The following is a 16,975-nucleotide window of genomic DNA, read 5'->3' as shown; positions in this document are numbered from 1 at the left end:
ATGCTCGAAGACCGCCTCATCGCCGACGAAATGATGGACGAGCCGGGAATGGACCTGGCGACCTATCGCAACGTCCTGCAGGATCTCGCCAAGGTCAATCGCACCACCATGGCGCATGCGCCAACGCTCGCCTTTCTCGACCGCGCGCTGGCGGGCCGCGATTCCTTCCGCCTGCTCGATGTCGGCTTCGGTGATGGCGACATGTTGCGCGAAATTGCGGCCTGGGCGAAACGCCGCGGGAAGAAGGCCTATCTGGTCGGGGTCGATCTCAACCCCAAGAGCAAAACTGTCGCGCGCGAGAGCACATCCCGCGATCTGCCGATCGAATACTGGACCGGCGATTATGCCGAGGTGATCGCGCGCGATTTCGACGTCGTTATTTCCAGCCTCGTCGCGCATCATATGACGCATGACGAGCTTATCGCCTTCCTGATCGCGATGGACACGCATGCTCGCTCCGGCTGGTTCATCAACGATCTGCACCGCCACGGCGTCTCCTATTTCGCCTATCCGCTGCTCGCGCAACTGGCCGGCTGGCACCCGATTGTGCGCCACGACGGCCATATGTCGATCGCGCGCTCCTATCGCCCGGCGGAGTGGAAATCGATCCTGTCCGAGGCAGGGATCGCGGATGCCCGTGTCCGCCGCGTGTTTCCCTTCCGCCTCTGCGTGGAGAAGCGGAAGTGACCGCGCCAGCGACTATGCCAGCGACCGCGCCGGTGGTTCTGGGGGCGGGGCCTGCCGGCTGCGCCGCTGCAATCGTGCTGGCCCGGAGCGGGGCCGAACCCCTTCTGATCGACCGCGACGCCGAGGTCGGCGACGCGCTGTGCGGCGGTTTCATGAGCTGGCGCACGGCTGCGACCACCAGGAAGCTTGGCATCGACCTCGAGCAACTCGGGGCGCAGCGGGTAACCGCGCTGCGGCTGTTCGCCGGTCGTCGGTTTGCGCAGAGTGCGTTGCCCGAACCCGCCTATGGCCTTTCGCGCCGCGGATTCGACAGCGCGCTGCGCCGCACCGCAGTTGCGGCGGGCGCGCGGCTCGAAGTCGACACGATCCGCGCCCTCGCGCCGGGCTGTGCCAGCGGCGAGAGCCGCGAGTACCGTTCCGATTCGCTGTTCCTCGCCAGTGGCAAGCACGATCTGCGCGGGGCCACCCGTCCGCGCGGCGCGCGCGATCCCGCGCTCGGGCTGCGGCTGCGGATCGCGCCCGACCCGCAGCTGACCGCGCTGATCGGCGAGACGATCGAGCTGCATCTGTTCGCGGGCGGCTATGCCGGGATCGTGCTGCAGGAGGACGGCAGCGCCAATATCTGCCTCGCCCTGCGCAAATCGCTGCTCGCCCGCGCGGGCAATGATCCCGCGCAATTGCTCGACCTGCTGGCCGGGGAATCCGAATCCTTCGCAGCGCGGTTGCAATTCGCGCCCGCCAACCCGCGCGTCGATACGATCGCCGCGGTCCCCTATGGCTGGATCGCGCAGGATACCGCGCCCGGTCTGTTCCGGCTGGGCGATCAGGCGGCGGTGATCCCGAGCCTTGCTGGCGAGGGGATGAGTATCGCCATCGCCAGCGGGATGGCTGCGGCGCAGGCCTGGCAGCAAGGCGGGGGCGGGGCGGCGCCGGCCTATCAGCAGACGTTCGCCCGCCGCGCGCGGCGCCCCGTCCGAGTTGCGGAAGCAATCTGGCAGCTCGCCGAACGCGAATTGGGCGGCCACGCGCTGACGCAAATTGCCCGGAGCGTGGCTCCGGCGGCACGGCTGGCGATGCGGCTCAGCCGGATTGCCGCCTAAAGTCTGCGCCTAAAGCTTGGTGACCCAGCCGCGGTCGTCGGCGACGGTGCCGCGCTGAATTCCCACCAACCGGTCGCGAAGCTTGCTGGTCAGCTGGCCGGGACCACCCGAGCCGATCGTGAACTCGCCGTCGGGTCCGGCGACTGTACCAACCGGGGTGACCACCGCCGCGGTGCCGCAGGCCATCGTCTCGAGCAGGTGCCCGGTGCCGGCGTCGATCCGCCACTGGTCGATACTGTAGGGTTCCTCGCGCACGGTCAGCCCCTCGTCGCGTAGCAGCGCGATCAGGCTGTCGCGGGTGATGCCGGGCAGGATCGTCCCGGTCAGCGGCGGGGTGATAACGCTGCCATCGTCGAAGACGAAGAACAGGTTCATGCCGCCCAGCTCCTCGATCCATTTCTTGTCGACCGCATCGAGGAACACGACCTGGTCGCAGCCTTGCGCGGTGGCTTCGGCCTGGGGGACGAGGCTGGCGGCGTAATTGCCTCCGGTCTTGGCGAAGCCCGTGCCGCCGGGCGCGGCGCGGGTGTAATTGCGGCTGACCCAGATCTTGACCGCCGGGGCGCCTGATTTGAAATAGCCGCCCACCGGGCTGGCGATGACGATATATTTGTACTGCCGCGCGGGGCGAACGCCGAGGAACGCCTCGCTGGCGAACATGAAGGGCCGCAAATACAGCGCGCCGCCCTCGATCTCGGGATACCAGTCGCGATCCTTGAGCACGAGCTGGCGGATCGATTCGAGAAACAGCTCCTCGGGGAGTTCGGGCATCGCCATCCGCCGCGCCGAATCGTTGAAGCGGCGCGCATTGGCCTCGGGACGGAACAGCGCGAGGCTATCGTCCTCGTGACGATAGGCCTTCATTCCTTCGAAGATTTCCTGGGCATAATGCAGCACCGCCGCCGCCGGATCGAGCGTGATCGGCTGGCGGGGGCCGATCCGAGCGGCGAACCAGCCGCCCTTGTCCGCATCATAGTCGATCTCGACCATGTGATCGGTGAACAACTTGCCGAATCCGGGATCGGCGAGCGCTTGGCTGCGGGTCGCGCCGGGGACGGGAGCGGGGTGGGCGATCTGTTCGAAGTCCATGACGAGCGGGTAATGCGACCGCCGCGCCAGAGCAAGCGGTGTGCATATCCGAACCGACCGGAGATCCCCGAATGGGTGAAAATAGCGCAAAAAGAAATTATGTTGCTACGGCCAACAACAAATGCCGCAAATATGTGAAGGGCAGCCCCGGCCCGGCACAAGTGCCAGGGATGGAACTGCCCTTCGCATGGTCAGCGGCGGGAAGCGCCGCTTCACGGAGCCTCTAAGGGTTGGTTTTACCGATAGTGCTCCGCGCGGAAACTTGCCGACCTCTCTGCTGAACCATGAGACATCGGATCACCTCCTTTCGCGCTGTTAGAGCCAAAGTACCCCGTCTCCGGGGACAAGACCGCGTTTCGCCGCTGATCTTGAGTCGCAATCTGGTTCGGACGCGGTTTTAAAACAAGGCTTGTAATAAAGTTTTCCCACGTCAGTATTGATCTTTCCGGTTCGCGCGATCCGCGCCGGGGTTTCATTGCAATTCAGCGACAGTCCTCGATCACCCGGGTCACTTCGGCCCAGGCAGGCAGATAAAGCGTCTGCGAGCCCTGCGCCTCGATCGCGAAGCGCCCCTTGGTCAGCGCCATGGCATCGAGGATCGGATCGCGCGCCGGGATCGCCACCGCCACCGAAGAGACCTGCCCTGCGACCGGCTGCGCCGTCACCACGCGTTCTGCGGTTTCGGTGCGGATCCGCATCGGCACCGGCTGCCCCGATCCCGATTCGCGGGTCAGCACGATCTCGCGCTGCGCGGCGTTGCAACGCATCGCAAAACCCGCCCCGGCTCCGGGCGTGCCGAACTGCGCCAGCGAACCGCCGGCCTGCGTCCGGTAGCTCCAGTCGCCCGCGGTGCGCGGCGCGTCCATCCAGTTTGAATAGGTCGGTTGCGCTGGCGCGGCAGGAGGGGGCGGGGGTGGAGAAGTCTGCACTGGCGGAGGCGTCGGAGCGGGCTCGGGGCGCGGCGCCGGGATACAGGCGGCGAGCGCAAAGGTGAGACCCAGGGCGGCGGCCATATGGCTGTAGATCGGTTTCATATGCCAACAATGCGCGCTAGGCCGCTTGTTTCCAATGGAACATCGCAAACCATGAGCAAGAACCATGAGCAAGAAACGCCGGATCGATCAGCTGCTCGTCGAGCGCGGGCTGGTGGAAAGCCGCACCCGCGCGCAGGCGCTGGTGATGGCCGGGCTGGTGTTTTCCAACGAGACCAAGCTCGCCAAGCCGGGCCAGCAATTGCCCGAGGATGCACCGCTCGAGGTGCGCGGGCGCGACCATCCCTGGGTCAGCCGCGGCGGGATCAAGCTGGCGCATGCGCTCGCCCATTTCGATCTCGATCCCGCTGGCGCAAATGCGATGGATATCGGCAGCTCGACCGGGGGCTTCACCGATGTGCTGCTGCATCACGGCGCGAGCCATGTCTTCGCGGTCGACAGCGGCACCAACCAGCTGGCGTGGAAGCTGCGGCAGGACCCGCGCGTCACCGTGCTCGAACAGACCAGCGCGCGCATCCTCACGCCTGCACTGATCGACCGCCCCTGCAGCTGGGTGGTCTGCGATGCGAGCTTCATATCGCTGGCCAAGGTGCTCGAGCGCCCGCTTGAGCTGGCGGCGCCGCAATGCCGGCTGGTGGCGCTGATCAAGCCGCAGTTCGAAGTGGGTCGTGAAGAGGTCGGCAAGGGCGGGGTGGTGCGCGATCCCCTCCTGCACGCGCGGGTCTGCGACGAGGTCCGGGGGTGGATCGCGGGGCTGGGCTTCGCGGTGCAGGGGGTGGTCGAAAGCCCGATCACCGGGCCGGAGGGCAATGTCGAGTTCCTGATTTCCGCGCTGCGCGACGCATAGACCGGCCTTGCGATTGACGGGTCGCGGTATTGTGCGAAGCGGCTGCGCTGGCTAACCGCAGGGCGCAGAAGTTTTCAGGGGAATCCGATGTCCGCCAATATCGCCGAAATGGAACGTCGCCGCGAGGCCGCGCAGATGGGAGGCGGGCAGAAGCGGATCGACGCGCAGCACGCCAAGGGCAAGCTGACGGCGCGCGAACGGCTCGAAGTGCTGCTCGACGAGGACTCATTCGAGGAAGTCGACACCTATGTCGAACACGATTGCACCGATTTCGGGATGCAGGACCAGAAAATCCCCGGCGATGGCGTGGTCACCGGGTCGGGCACGATCAACGGCCGGCTGGTGTTCGTTTTCAGCCAAGATTTCACCGTCTTCGGCGGCTCTCTTTCCAAGCGCCATGCTGAGAAAATCTGCAAGGTGATGGATATGGCGCTGAAAGTCGGCGCGCCGGTGATCGGGATCAACGATAGCGGGGGCGCGCGGATTCAGGAAGGCGTGGCGTCGCTCGGCGGCTATGCCGAGGTGTTCCAGCGCAACGTGCTTGCCAGCGGCGTCGTTCCGCAGATCAGCCTGATCATGGGCCCGTGCGCCGGCGGGGCGGTCTATTCCCCCGCAATGACCGACTTCATCTTCATGGTGAAGGACAGCTCATATATGTTCGTCACCGGGCCCGAGGTGGTCAAGACGGTCACAAACGAGGTGGTGACTCAGGAGGAACTGGGCGGGGCGGTGACCCACACCACCAAGACCAGCGTCGCCGATCTCGCCTTCGAGAACGATATCGAGACGCTGCTCGCGACGCGCGATTTCTTCGACTTCATGCCGCTCTCCAACCGGCTCGAAGTGCCCGAGCGGCCGACCGCCGATGCCTGGGACCGCGAGGAAACCAGCCTCGACACGCTGATCCCCGACAGCGCCTACCAGCCCTACGACATGCACGAAGTCCTCGCCAAGGTGCTCGACGAAGGCGATTTCTTCGAGATCCAGCCCGCACGCTGGTAACATCCTGTGCGGCTTCGGGCGGATCGAGGGGCGCACCGTGGGCGTCGTCGCCAACCAGCCGATGGTGCTCGCCGGGGTGCTCGATATCAACTCGTCCAAGAAGGCCGCGCGCTTCGTGCGCTACTGCGACGCCTTCTCGATCCCGATCGTGACCTTCGTCGATGTCCCCGGCTTCCTGCCCGGCACCGCGCAGGAGCACAATGGCATCATCAAGCACGGCGCCAAGCTGTTGTTCGCCTATGCCGAGGCGACCGTGCCCAAGATCACCGTGATCACCCGCAAGGCCTATGGCGGTGCCTACGACGTCATGGCGTCCAAGCATCTGCGCGGCGATTTCAACTACGCCTGGCCGACCGCCGAGATTGCGGTGATGGGCGCCAAGGGCGCGGTCGAGATCATCTTCCGGCAGGACCGCGACGATCCGGGCAAGATCGCCGAGAAGACCGCCGAATACGAGGAGCGCTTCGCCAACCCCTTCGTCGCGGCCTCACGCGGCTATATCGACGAGGTGATCCACCCGCGCGCCACCCGGCGGCGGATCGCGCTCGGGTTGAGGAAGCTACGCGGGAAGGTGTTGGAGAATCCGTGGAAGAAACATGACAACATTCCGCTTTAGGTTTGAAAAATGAGATGTTGAGGAATCTTACGTTTTGGAGTTGGATCATTGGTCTCGGCTGCGGGATCCTCGTTGGTCTATTGATGTCAACGGGATTTGCGTTCGATGATGAGGCCTCAGCGCGTTTCATGGGCGCGTTTGCAGGATCAATTTTCGCGGTTGGCGGTGCCGCCTCACTCTATTATTTACGCGAACGTGACGTTCAAAAAAAGCGAGAGGTTCACTTTCGGTCGTTGCTTGAGCAATCATGTCAATTTCTCGCTATGTCAGCTAAAGAATTGACGGGCAAAGACGTCCACGCCTTTTCTTTAGAGTCTACACGGATTCAAGTTGAACGCTTAAAGAGGTATGCAGACAATCAAGAATTCGATGACTTGAGGGTCAGTCAGGCAAATATTCATCTGAGTGGAATAGATCCAAAGTCCATAAAGTTGGATAAAGAACTTTTAGAAAACGATGAATATATTTCCAAAAAAGCAGCATACTTGCTAACAATAAAGAATCTTACTGATCAAGCCCTAGATGCATTTGATGGATATAAGTTAATTCGGAAGAAAACTAAATGAAACTCGGCCGTCTCAATCATATCGGCGTCGCGACGCCCTCAATCGAGGAATCGATCCGCTATTATCGCGAGGTGATGGGGGCGAACAACTTCCACAAGCCCTTCGATCTCGAAGAGCAGGGTGTGAAGGTCTGCTTCGTCGATACGCCCGGCGAGAACGGGACCCATGGCACCCAGATCGAGCTGATCGAGCCGCTCGGTCCCGACAGTCCCATCGCCAAGTTCATCGAGAAGAACCCCGCCGGGGCGCAGCACCATGTCTGCTACGAGGTTGCGGATATCGAGGAAGCTCGCGCGTGGTTCGAGGGGCTGGGCAAGCGCATCCTCGGGCCGACGCGGATCGGGGCGCATGGCACGCCGATCTTCTTTCTGCATCCCAAGGACATGATGGGCCAGCTGACCGAGATCATGGAAACGCCCAAGGACGCCACGCACTGGTCGAACTGACCGACTGGCACTGATCAACAAGGGACAAAATACCATGCTATTCTACGACAGCCCCAATCCTGCCCCCAATCCGCGCCGGGTGCGCATCTTCGCGGCGGAAAAGGGTATCGACCTGCCATCGCAGGAGGTCTCGATCCCCAAGCGCGAGCAAAAAGCAGCCGATTTCGTCGATAAAAATTCTCGCGGGCAGACGCCCATCCTCGAGTTGGACGATGGCACGGTGATCGCGGAGAGCGTCGCGATCATGCGCTATCTCGAAGCGCTGACCCCCGAGCCGCCATTGTTCGGCACCAGCCCGCTCGAAATCGCCGAGATCGAGATGTGGAACCGCCGCGTCGAATTGATCCTGATGCTGCCGATCGGCGCGGTCTGGGTCCACACCCATCCCTTCACCGCCGCACTCCCCGGTCGCAACACCGAATGGGGCGAAGCCAATCGCCCGCGGGTGGAGGAAGCGATGCGGTTCTTCGACACATCGCTAGACGGGCGCGAATTTCTGGCGGGCAAAGCTTTCACGGCCGCCGATATTCTCCTGGTGACGACATTGGACTTCGCGCAATTCGTCGGGCTGGAAATGCCGGACGATTGCGCCAATCTTCGGGCATGGCACAACCGGGTTTCCGCACGACCGAGCGCTTCCGCCTGATTGGCAAGCGCGGATCGGCGCGCTAGGCGTCCCGGCATGACTGACAAATCCAACCCTACCCCGAGTTACGCCGACTGGAAGACCCTCGCCGAAAAGGAGGTCAAGGGCCGCGACCTGACCTGGCAGACGCCGGAAGGCATCGCGATCAAGCCGCTCTACACATCTGCCGATGTCGGGGCCGAGGGTTCCACGCTCGATCCGGGCGTACCAGGAATAGCGCCCTATACGCGCGGGCCCTATGCCTCGATGTACACCGGGCGCCCGTGGACGATCCGCCAATATGCGGGCTTCTCCACCGCCGAGGAGAGCAACGCCTTCTATCGCCGCAATCTCGCTGCGGGGCAGAAAGGGCTGTCGGTCGCTTTCGATCTCGCGACCCACCGCGGTTACGATTCAGACCACCCCCGCGTGCGCGGCGATGTCGGCAAGGCCGGGGTCGCGATCGACACGGTGCGCGACATGGAGATCCTGTTCGATTCGATCCCGCTCGACGAGATGAGCGTGTCGATGACGATGAACGGCGCGGTGATCCCGATCATGGCCTTCTACATCGTCGCGGGCGAGCGCCAGGGCGTGCCGCAGGCCAAGCTCTCGGGGACCATCCAGAACGACATCCTCAAGGAGTTCATGGTCCGCAACACCTATATCTACCCGCCCGAGCCGAGCATGCGGATCGTCTCCGACATCATCGCATATACATCCGCCAACATGCCGAAATTCAACAGTATTTCGATCTCGGGCTATCACATGCACGAGGCCGGGGCGACCGCGGTGCAGGAGCTGGCCTTCACCATCGCCGACGGCAAGGAATACGCCAAGCGGGCGATGGAGACCGGGCTTGACATCGACGCCTTCGCGCCGCGCCTGTCGTTCTTCTGGGGCATCGGCATGAATTTCTTCATGGAGATCGCCAAGATGCGCGCCGCCCGCGCGCTGTGGCACGAGGTGATGGAAGACCTCGGCGCGCAATCCGAAAAATCCAAGATGCTGCGCACCCATTGCCAGACCAGCGGGGTCAGCCTGCAGGAACAAGACCCCTACAACAACGTCATCCGCACCACGATGGAGGCGATGGCGGCGGTGCTGGGTGGCACGCAATCGCTCCACACCAATGCGCTCGACGAGGCGATCGCGCTGCCGACCGAATTCTCCGCCCGCATCGCGCGCAACACCCAGCTGGTGATCCAGGAAGAAAGCGGCATCACCAATGTCGCCGATCCGCTGGGCGGCAGCTATTACGTCGAGAGCCTGACCGCGGCGCTGATCGAGCAGGCCCGGGCGTTGCTCGACGAGGTCGAGGAGGCTGGCGGGATGACCCGCTATGTCGCCAGCGGCAAGCCCAAGGCGGCGATCGAACGCGCCGCCGCGGTCAAGCAGGCGAGCGTGGATCGCGGCGAGACGGTGGTTGTGGGCGTGAACAAATATCGCCGCGATCAGGAAGACCCGATCGAGACGCTCGACATCGATAATGTCGCGGTGCGGCAGAGCCAGATCGAACGGCTCGAGAAAGTCCGTGCGACCCGCGACGACATGGGCTGCAGGGCGGCGCTCGACGCGCTCGCGCGCGGCGCGGCGCAGCGCGAGGGCAATCTGCTCGAACTCGCGGTCGAGGCGGCGCGCCACAATGCGACGCTGGGCGAGATCAGCCAGGCGATGGAAGACGCCTATGGCCGCTACGACACGCGGCCGGTGCCGGTGCGCGGGGTCTACACTGAGGCCTATGCCGGGGACGACCGCTACGAACAGGTCATGGAAGGCGTGAAGGCGGTCGAACGCCGGCTGGGCCATGCACCGCGGATGATGGTCGCGAAGATGGGTCAGGACGGCCACGATCGCGGCGCCAATGTGATCGCATCCGCCTTTGCCGATATGGGTTTCGAGGTCGTATCGGGGCCACTTTTCCAGACACCTAAGGAAGCGCTGGCGATGGCGCTGGAAGCCGAGGTCGATGCCATCGGCGCGAGCAGCCTTGCGGCGGGCCACAAGACGCTCGTCCCCGAGCTGATCGGGCTGCTCAAAGACGCAGGTCGCGCGGACATCAAGGTGATCGTGGGCGGGGTGATCCCTCAGAAGGATTACGAGTTCCTGCGCGAAGCGGGGGTGCAGGGCATCTACGGTCCAGGCTCGAACGTGGTCGAATGCGCTGCGGATGTGCTGCGGCTGCTTGGTCACAACATGCCACCGGCGGGCGAGGATCTGGACGAGGCGGCTGAGTGAGTGCAAACCATCCATTCTTCAAGGTTTGGGTCAACCGACCAGATGTCGACTACATTCACCTTTCTCAAGATGATGGACTTACGAGCCCCGTCATTCGTGCGTGGAAGAGCGACGGTTTCAAAGCCGGAGCACTCGCACGCCCCGATATTTGGGAGACTGAGTTCGAACGATTCATAGCTCATCTCTCCGACTACATTGGTAACGACGCGAAATGGACGGATGGCATAACTGGGAAAGAGATTACCGCCTGGGAAGCCATCTCTACACTCGCTCGGCCTCGGAACGCTCCGGAAGAATAGAAACCCCATCAGGAAACTCATGACACAAATCCGCACCGACTGGACCCGCGACGAGATCGCCGCGCTGTTCGAGCTGCCCTTCACCGAGCTGCTGTTCCAGGCCGCCAGCGTCCACCGCGCGAACCATCCGCCCGAGCAGGTCCAGCTCTGCACGCTGCTGAGCATTAAGACCGGCGGCTGTCCCGAGGATTGCGGCTATTGCTCGCAATCGGTGAAGGCCGACAGCGGCGTCGAGGCGACCAAGCTGATGGACGTGCAGGCGGTGCTGCAATCGGCGGCGCAGGCCAAGGATCATGGCAGCCAGCGGTTCTGCATGGGCGCTGCCTGGCGCAACCCCAAGGACCGCGACATGCCCGCGATTGTGGAAATCGTGAAGGGCGTGCGGGAGATGGGGCTCGAGACCTGCATGACGCTGGGGATGCTGACGCCCAAACAGGCGGAGATGCTCAACGAGGCGGGGCTCGATTATTACAACCACAATGTCGACACCGGGCCGGAATATTACGAGCGGGTGATCTCCAGCCGCAAATACGAGGACCGGCTCGATACGCTCCAGAACGTGCGCGATGCAGGGATCAACGTGTGCAGCGGCGGGATCGTGGGAATGGGCGAAACGCGCGCCGACCGGGTCGGCTTCGTCCACACGCTCGCCACGCTGGAACGACATCCCGAAAGCGTACCGGTCAACGCGCTGGTGCCGGTCAAGGGCACGGTGCTGGGTGACATGCTCGCCGACACGCCGCTGGCCAAGATCGACGATATCGAATTCGTCCGCACCGTTGCGGTGGCGCGGATCTGCATGCCGCTGAGCATGGTGCGGCTCTCCGCCGGGCGCGAGTCGATGTCTGAGGCGACGCAGGCGCTATGCTTCCTTGCAGGCGCGAATTCGATCTTCACCGGCGACAAGCTGCTCACCGCCGCCAACGCCGGCGACGCCAGCGACGCCGCGCTGTTCGCCAAGCTGGGGCTGACCCCGCTGCAGGGCGAGGAGCCGCTGCGCGCGGAGCGGGTGCGCGAACCGGCTGAGTGATGGACCCCGCGCCGTTCGCCCTGAGCCTGTCGAAGGGCGGCAGAGCGTGACCCTCGGCTTTTCCGTCGATGAACTCCTTCCCAAGGCGCGCGGGGGCGGGCAGTTGCGGATGGGGCTTACCAGGCTGGACGAAAGCGAGTGGCTGCAAACCGATCCCGACCGCGCGGCGCGGGCCGAGGGGTTTGCGGATTTTTCCGAGGGCATCCAGCTTGCGCCCGAAAGCGAGGCTGCGGGGGCGGAGTTGGCGGCGATGCTTGGCCTCGCTGGCGGTCTTCCGCACGCGGCAGCCGCGCATCACGAGGACATGTGTCTGCTTACCCGGGGCGGGAGCGAGGCGGTCTATCGCCTCGTCGGTGCGGCGGTGGCCTGGCCATCGGACTGGTTGCCCGCCGAGAAGCTCGGGCTGGCGCTGACCGCGCTGCACGCGCCGATCCAGGGCTATGAGGAGCAGCTGGCGAGCGGTGTCGATCATTTCATGGACCGGCTGGCGGCAGGACCGGTCTACGGGCGCTGCAACTGGTTCATCGCGCCGACCGGGGCGCGGCGCTGGGCGGCCGAGCCGCCTGAACTGGCCTTCGCGCATGTCGGACCCGAGAACGTCGGCGAGACGCTGTTCGTGCGCTCCGAGCGCCAGACGCTGCGGCGATTGCCCGAGACCGGTGCCATCCTCTTCACCATCGGGATTTATGTCGAACCGCTCGGCGCGCTGGCGGACGGCAATGTCGCGATGCTGGCGCGCGCAGTGCGCTCGCTGGTCGAGGGCGAGGGCGACCGGCGCGGCGCGGGGGCTTACGCAGCGGCACTGATCGGCTATGCGAGCCGCCGAGGCTTGGAGAGGGGATCATGATGCACGCTCGATTTCACTGCGGCATGAACGGACGCGCGGCGTGATCGCGCTCGCCCTGACATCGGCGCTGGCGCTCGCACTGCAGGCTGCGGGCCCGTCACCCGAGGCCTCCGATTGCGGCGAGCCTCTGACCCAGACTGCGATGAATATCTGCGCCGGTCAGGCCTTTGCCCGCGCCGATGCCGAATTGAACGAGGTCTGGCGCGAGCTGCGCGGTGTGGCGAAGGCCGCCGACGACTATCCCCATGACGACAACCAGCCCGGCCATTGGGCGAGCCTGCTCGAGGCGCAGCGCGCCTGGCTCGCCTATCGCGACGCGCATTGCCGCCTCGTGGGCTACGACGCGCGCGGCGGTTCGCTGGAGCCAATGCTCGTTTCTGCCTGCAAGGCCGAGTTGACCCGCGAGCGCACGCGGAGCATGCGCGCATTGCTTACCAATCAGGTGTCCGGCGAAACCAGGGCCGGGACGGAGAAATAATCGTGTTCAAAAAGATCCTCATCGCCAACCGCGGCGAGATCGCCTGCCGCGTGATCACAACCGCCCGCCGGATGGGTATCGCCACGGTAGCGGTTTATTCCGATGCCGATGCGCGCGCGCCTTTCGTCCGCATGGCCGACGAAGCGGTGCGGATCGGGCCGGCTCCGGCGTCCGAAAGCTATCTGATCGCCGAGAAGATCATCGAGGTCTGCAAGGCGACCGGTGCCGATGCGGTCCATCCGGGTTATGGTTTCCTCTCCGAACGCGCGAGCTTCGTCGAGGCGCTCGACGCCGCGGGGATCGCCTTCATCGGCCCGCCCGCCAGCGCGATCGCCGCGATGGGCGACAAGATCGAGAGCAAGAAGCTGGCGCGCGCGGCGGGGGTCAACACGGTGCCCGGCTCCGAAGGCGCGATCGCCGATACCGCCGAGGCGCTCGAATGGGCCAACCGGATCGGCTATCCGGTGATGATGAAGGCCAGTGCCGGCGGCGGCGGCAAAGGGATGCGGCTCGCCTGGAACGACAAGGATGTCGAGGAAGGTTTCGAGGCCACGCAGCGCGAGGGGCTCAACAGCTTCGGCGACGAACGGGTGTTCATCGAGAAATTCATCGAGGATCCGCGCCATATCGAGGTCCAGATCCTCGGCGATCAGCACGGCACTATCCTCTATCTCAACGAGCGCGAATGCTCGATCCAGCGCCGCCATCAAAAGGTCGTCGAGGAAGCGCCGTCGCCTTTCGTCACCCCGAAGATGCGCCAGGCGATGGGCGAGCAGAGCGTCGCGCTGGCGCGGGCGGTGGACTACCATTCGGCGGGCACCGTCGAGCTGATCGTCAGCGGCGCGGACACCACCGGCGAGAGCTTCTACTTTCTCGAGATGAACACCCGGCTTCAGGTCGAGCATCCGGTCACCGAGGCGATCACCGGGATCGACCTCGTCGAGCAGATGATCCGCGTCGCCGCGGGTGAAAAGCTGGCGATGACGCAGGACGACATCGGGATCGACGGCTGGGCGATCGAGAACCGCGTCTATGCCGAGGACCCGTATCGCGGCTTCCTGCCCTCGATCGGCCGGTTGGTCCATTACCAGCCTCCGGTGGAGCCCTGGAGCGACGACGGCGCCGCCAACGGGCGCCGCGGGGTCGCCGGCGTCCGCGTCGACGACGGGGTGTTTGAAGGCGGCGAGGTCTCGATGTTCTACGACCCGATGATCGCCAAACTGGTGACCTGGGGCGAAACCCGCGATATCGCAGCCGACCTGCAGGTGCGCGCGCTCGACGCCTTCCGCATCGAGGGGCTGGGGCACAATGTCGATTTCCTCAGCGCGATCATGCAGCATCCGCGTTTCCGCGCGGGCGAGCTCACCACCGGCTTCATCGCCGAGGAATATCCCGATGGCTTCGATGGCGCCGCGACATCCGAAGAACTCAAGCGCGGGCTCGCCGCAGTGGGCGGCATCATCGCCACCGCCGATGCCGATCGCGCGGGAAGGATCGACCAGCAGCTCAACGGCTCTCCCTATGCGCCGGGCGAATGGACTGTGCGGATCGCCGGAACTGACTACGCCGTTCAACTCGAGGAAGACGCAATCACGGTCGATGGCGAGCCGGTCGCGGTGGAGATGGAGTACACCCCCGGAGAGCGGGTCGTGGAAGTCGAACTCGAGGAAGAGTTGTTGACGCTCCAGCTCGCGCCCACCCGCGGTGGCTATATGGTGACGACGCGCGGCGCCAAGCACAGCCTGCGCATACTCCAGACCCGCGTTGCGCCACTTGCCGAGCACATGATCGAGAAGATCCCGCCGGATCTGTCGAAGCTGCTGATCTGCCCCATGCCCGGCCTGCTGGTGAAACTGCACGTTGCCGAAGGCGACGCGGTCCAGGCGGGTCAGCCGCTCGCCACGGTCGAGGCGATGAAGATGGAGAACATCCTACGCGCCGAGAAGGAAGCGACGGTGGCAAAGATCAACGCTGCGGAAGGCGACAGCCTCGCAGTGGATCAAGTGATCCTCGAGCTGGAATGAGCGGGCGGGCGCGGCATGCATCTCCACCACGCGCCAGACCAGCCTGCTGAGCCGGAGACCGATTTCGCAAGCTTTCTCGCGGTCGATATCCGCGTTGGGACGATCGTTTCAGCGCAAGCCTTCCCCGAAGCGCGCAAGCCGTCCTATCGGCTGGTAGTGGATTTCGGTCCGGCAATCGGGACCAGGAAGAGCTGCGCGCAGATCGCGGCCAATTACGCTCTGGAAGAGCTGCCCGGGCGGCAGGTCGCTGCGGTGGTCAATTTACCGCCGCGCCAGATCGGACCGACGATGTCCGAAGTGCTGGTGCTCGGCTTTGCCGATGCGGCGGGCGAGGTGGTACTGTTCGCCCCCGATGCGCCGGTGCCCAACGGCTCGCGACTGTTCTGAACTTCAGTGCGCGCGCAGCTGTTCGTCGAGGAACAGCGAAACGTCCTCCAGCGCCACCTCGCGATCGAGATAGGCTTCTCCGATCCCGCGCAGCAGGACGAAGGGCAGGGTGCCCGCATCCATTTTCTTGTCGTGCATCATATGCTCCACCAGCCGCGCGCCATCGCAATCGAACCCCAGCGCCGCGATCTCGGCGGGCAGGCCTGCGGCGTCCACAGCAGCAGTTATGCGTCCGGCTTCATCCAGCGTGAGCCGCCCGAGCCGTGCCGAATAGCGTCCCGCCAGCACCATTCCGAGCGCGACCGCCTCGCCATGCAGCAGGCGATCGGAGAACCCTGCTTCGGCCTCGAGCGCATGGCCGAAGGTGTGGCCCAGATTGAGCAGCGCGCGCGCGCCCGAGGTCTCGCGCTCATCCTCGGCGACGATCCGTGCCTTGGCGGCCACGCTGGTTGCGACCGCGTACTGTAGCGGCTCTTCCTCCAGTGCCAGCACCTTGGCGCAATTTTCTGCCAACCAGTCGAAGAACGCGGAATCGCCGAGCACGCCGTATTTCAGCACCTCGGCATAGCCCGCCCGCAATTCGCGCGGGGGCAGCGTGGCGAGGGTGGCGAGATCGGCGAGCACCAGCGTGGGCTGATGGAAGGCGCCGACGAGGTTCTTACCCGCCGCGGTGTTGATCGCCGTCTTGCCGCCAACCGAACTGTCGACCTGCGCAAGCAGCGTAGTGGGCAGTTGGATAAAGCCGCAGCCCCGCTTGAGGATAGCGCAGGCGAAACCGGTGAGATCGCCCACCACGCCGCCGCCGAGCGCGAGGACATGATCGCCGCGCTCCACGCCTTGGGCCAGCAGCCAGTTCGTCAACCGTTCGAGCTCGGACCAGGATTTGGAGCGCTCGCCGGGCGCGACATCGTACCACAGCGCCGTCTTCCCGATCGCCTGCAGCGTCTGCTCGAGCGTCGTGCCGCAGTGCTGCCGCGCATTGGCATCGGCGACGATCGGCACTGCGGATTTGCGCAGCAGGGCCCCGGCGAGCTCGGGAAGCCGCGCTAGCAGGCCAGAGCCGACGTGGACTTCGTAGGAGCGACCGGCGAGCGCGACGGGGATTACAGCCATGAGTCGATCGCCTCGAGAATGCGCAGCGCCGTGGCATTGTGCGGGCCATCGTCTGTCACGACATGGCAATCGGCCTGCGCGTAGGAATCGCTGCGTTTCTCTTTCAAGTCGAGCAGAATGGCGTGCGGATCGCCGCCGCGCAGCAAAGGGCGCGAATCGCGCCTCGCGGTGCGTTCGACCAGCGTCTCGATATCGCAGTCGAGCCAGACCGAGATTGCCTTGTCGCGGATCAGCGCGCGGGTCTCCGGATCGACGAAGGCGCCGCCGCCGGTGGCGATGACGCCATGCGTCTCGCCCATCAGCCGCGCGATCACCCGCCGCTCGCCGTCGCGGAAATAGGGTTCGCCGAATTCCTCGAAAATTTCCGCGACCGATCGGTCCGCCGCGCGCTCGATTTCCTCGTCGACATCGACGAAATCCACTCCAATCAAATTGGCGAGCCGCCGCCCGACGGTGGATTTGCCCACGCCCATCAGCCCGACGAGCACGATCGGCCGGTCGATCCGGTGCGCAATCTGCGCAATATCCTGCGGGGTAAGGCTTGGCGCCGTCTGGGTCATTGCTGGATGGCCTAGAGATGGGCTATCGG

At 64.6% G+C, this 16,975-nt stretch carries 16 protein-coding genes and 1 pseudogene; 13 read left to right on the top strand and 4 right to left on the bottom strand.

Annotated elements, in window-relative coordinates; translation table 11 throughout:
* Window positions 1-687 carry a methyltransferase domain-containing protein gene (locus A9995_RS02910; protein WP_067608868.1) on the top strand — a complete coding sequence of 229 codons (687 nt, stop codon included), beginning with the start codon at window positions 1-3 and terminating at the stop codon, window positions 685-687.
* Window positions 684-1,787, top strand: coding sequence for an NAD(P)/FAD-dependent oxidoreductase (locus A9995_RS02905; protein ID WP_233998055.1), 1,104 nt, complete (start codon window positions 684-686; stop codon window positions 1,785-1,787). Before A9995_RS02910 ends, A9995_RS02905 begins: the two co-directional genes overlap by 4 nt.
* A 9-nt stretch (window positions 1,788-1,796) precedes the next feature.
* Here the strand turns inward: A9995_RS02905 and A9995_RS02900 are convergent, their stop codons facing one another.
* Together A9995_RS02900 and A9995_RS02895 are read right to left on the bottom strand one after the other, a co-directional pair.
* Window positions 1,797-2,876, bottom strand: coding sequence for a branched-chain amino acid aminotransferase (locus A9995_RS02900; protein WP_067608863.1), 1,080 nt, complete (start codon window positions 2,874-2,876; stop codon window positions 1,797-1,799).
* Between the two features lie 482 nt (window positions 2,877-3,358).
* Window positions 3,359-3,889 carry a hypothetical protein gene (locus tag A9995_RS02895; RefSeq protein ID WP_168157312.1) on the bottom strand — a complete coding sequence of 177 codons (531 nt, stop codon included), beginning with the start codon at window positions 3,887-3,889 and terminating at the stop codon, window positions 3,359-3,361.
* Window positions 3,890-3,974: 85 nt separating this feature from the next.
* Between A9995_RS02895 and A9995_RS02890 the strand changes: the two genes are divergently transcribed.
* From A9995_RS02890 to A9995_RS02845, 11 genes and pseudogenes are all read left to right on the top strand, one after another.
* Complete coding sequence (locus A9995_RS02890) at window positions 3,975-4,715, top strand: TlyA family RNA methyltransferase (protein ID WP_067608857.1); 741 nt, start codon at window positions 3,975-3,977, stop codon at window positions 4,713-4,715.
* An 87-nt stretch (window positions 4,716-4,802) separates the two neighbouring features.
* Window positions 4,803-6,333: pseudogene (locus A9995_RS02885) on the top strand (acyl-CoA carboxylase subunit beta).
* Between the two features lie 2 nt (window positions 6,334-6,335).
* The gene (locus tag A9995_RS16480) at window positions 6,336-6,899 is read left to right on the top strand and encodes a hypothetical protein (protein ID WP_168157311.1); all 564 of its coding nucleotides are present in this window, start codon (window positions 6,336-6,338) and stop codon (window positions 6,897-6,899) included.
* Window positions 6,896-7,345: a methylmalonyl-CoA epimerase gene (mce, locus tag A9995_RS02880; RefSeq protein WP_067608854.1), complete on the top strand. Its 450-nt coding sequence runs from the start codon at window positions 6,896-6,898 to the stop codon at window positions 7,343-7,345. The genes A9995_RS16480 and mce overlap by 4 nt, the downstream gene beginning before the upstream one ends.
* 34 nt (window positions 7,346-7,379) lie before the next feature.
* Window positions 7,380-7,991 (top strand): glutathione S-transferase family protein, encoded by a 612-nt coding sequence (locus A9995_RS02875; RefSeq protein WP_067608850.1) that lies wholly within the window; start codon window positions 7,380-7,382, stop codon window positions 7,989-7,991.
* Window positions 7,992-8,027: 36 nt separating this feature from the next.
* On the top strand, window positions 8,028-10,208 hold the full coding sequence (scpA, locus tag A9995_RS02870) for a methylmalonyl-CoA mutase (protein ID WP_067608849.1): 2,181 nt from the start codon (window positions 8,028-8,030) through the stop codon (window positions 10,206-10,208).
* A 318-nt stretch (window positions 10,209-10,526) separates the two neighbouring features.
* Window positions 10,527-11,537, top strand: a complete 1,011-nt coding sequence (gene bioB / locus A9995_RS02865) for a biotin synthase BioB (RefSeq protein ID WP_067608846.1) — start codon at window positions 10,527-10,529, stop codon at window positions 11,535-11,537.
* 46 nt (window positions 11,538-11,583) lie between these two features.
* Window positions 11,584-12,384 (top strand): DUF3445 domain-containing protein, encoded by an 801-nt coding sequence (locus A9995_RS02860; protein ID WP_067608843.1) that lies wholly within the window; start codon window positions 11,584-11,586, stop codon window positions 12,382-12,384.
* Window positions 12,385-12,424: 40 nt separating this feature from the next.
* The gene (locus A9995_RS02855) at window positions 12,425-12,862 is read left to right on the top strand and encodes a lysozyme inhibitor LprI family protein (protein ID WP_233998054.1); all 438 of its coding nucleotides are present in this window, start codon (window positions 12,425-12,427) and stop codon (window positions 12,860-12,862) included.
* A 2-nt stretch (window positions 12,863-12,864) separates the two neighbouring features.
* On the top strand, window positions 12,865-14,886 hold the full coding sequence (locus A9995_RS02850; protein WP_067608840.1) for an acetyl/propionyl/methylcrotonyl-CoA carboxylase subunit alpha: 2,022 nt from the start codon (window positions 12,865-12,867) through the stop codon (window positions 14,884-14,886).
* A gap of 15 nt (window positions 14,887-14,901) precedes the next feature.
* On the top strand, window positions 14,902-15,273 hold the full coding sequence (locus A9995_RS02845) for a tRNA-binding protein (protein ID WP_067608838.1): 372 nt from the start codon (window positions 14,902-14,904) through the stop codon (window positions 15,271-15,273).
* A 3-nt stretch (window positions 15,274-15,276) separates the two neighbouring features.
* On the opposite strand, the gene aroB is transcribed toward A9995_RS02845, so the two are convergent.
* Together aroB and A9995_RS02835 are read right to left on the bottom strand one after the other, a co-directional pair.
* Window positions 15,277-16,386, bottom strand: a complete 1,110-nt coding sequence (gene aroB, locus A9995_RS02840) for a 3-dehydroquinate synthase (protein WP_067608836.1) — start codon at window positions 16,384-16,386, stop codon at window positions 15,277-15,279.
* On the bottom strand, window positions 16,377-16,946 hold the full coding sequence (locus tag A9995_RS02835) for a shikimate kinase (RefSeq protein WP_067608833.1): 570 nt from the start codon (window positions 16,944-16,946) through the stop codon (window positions 16,377-16,379). Before A9995_RS02835 ends, aroB begins: the two co-directional genes overlap by 10 nt.
* Between the last annotated feature and the right edge of the window lie 29 nt (window positions 16,947-16,975).

Source organism: Erythrobacter sp. QSSC1-22B, assembly GCF_001678665.1.
Taxonomy (GTDB): Bacteria; Pseudomonadota; Alphaproteobacteria; order Sphingomonadales; family Sphingomonadaceae; genus Qipengyuania.
Note: the sequence above shows the minus strand (reverse complement) of the source record. Positions and strands in the feature narration are given on the sequence as shown.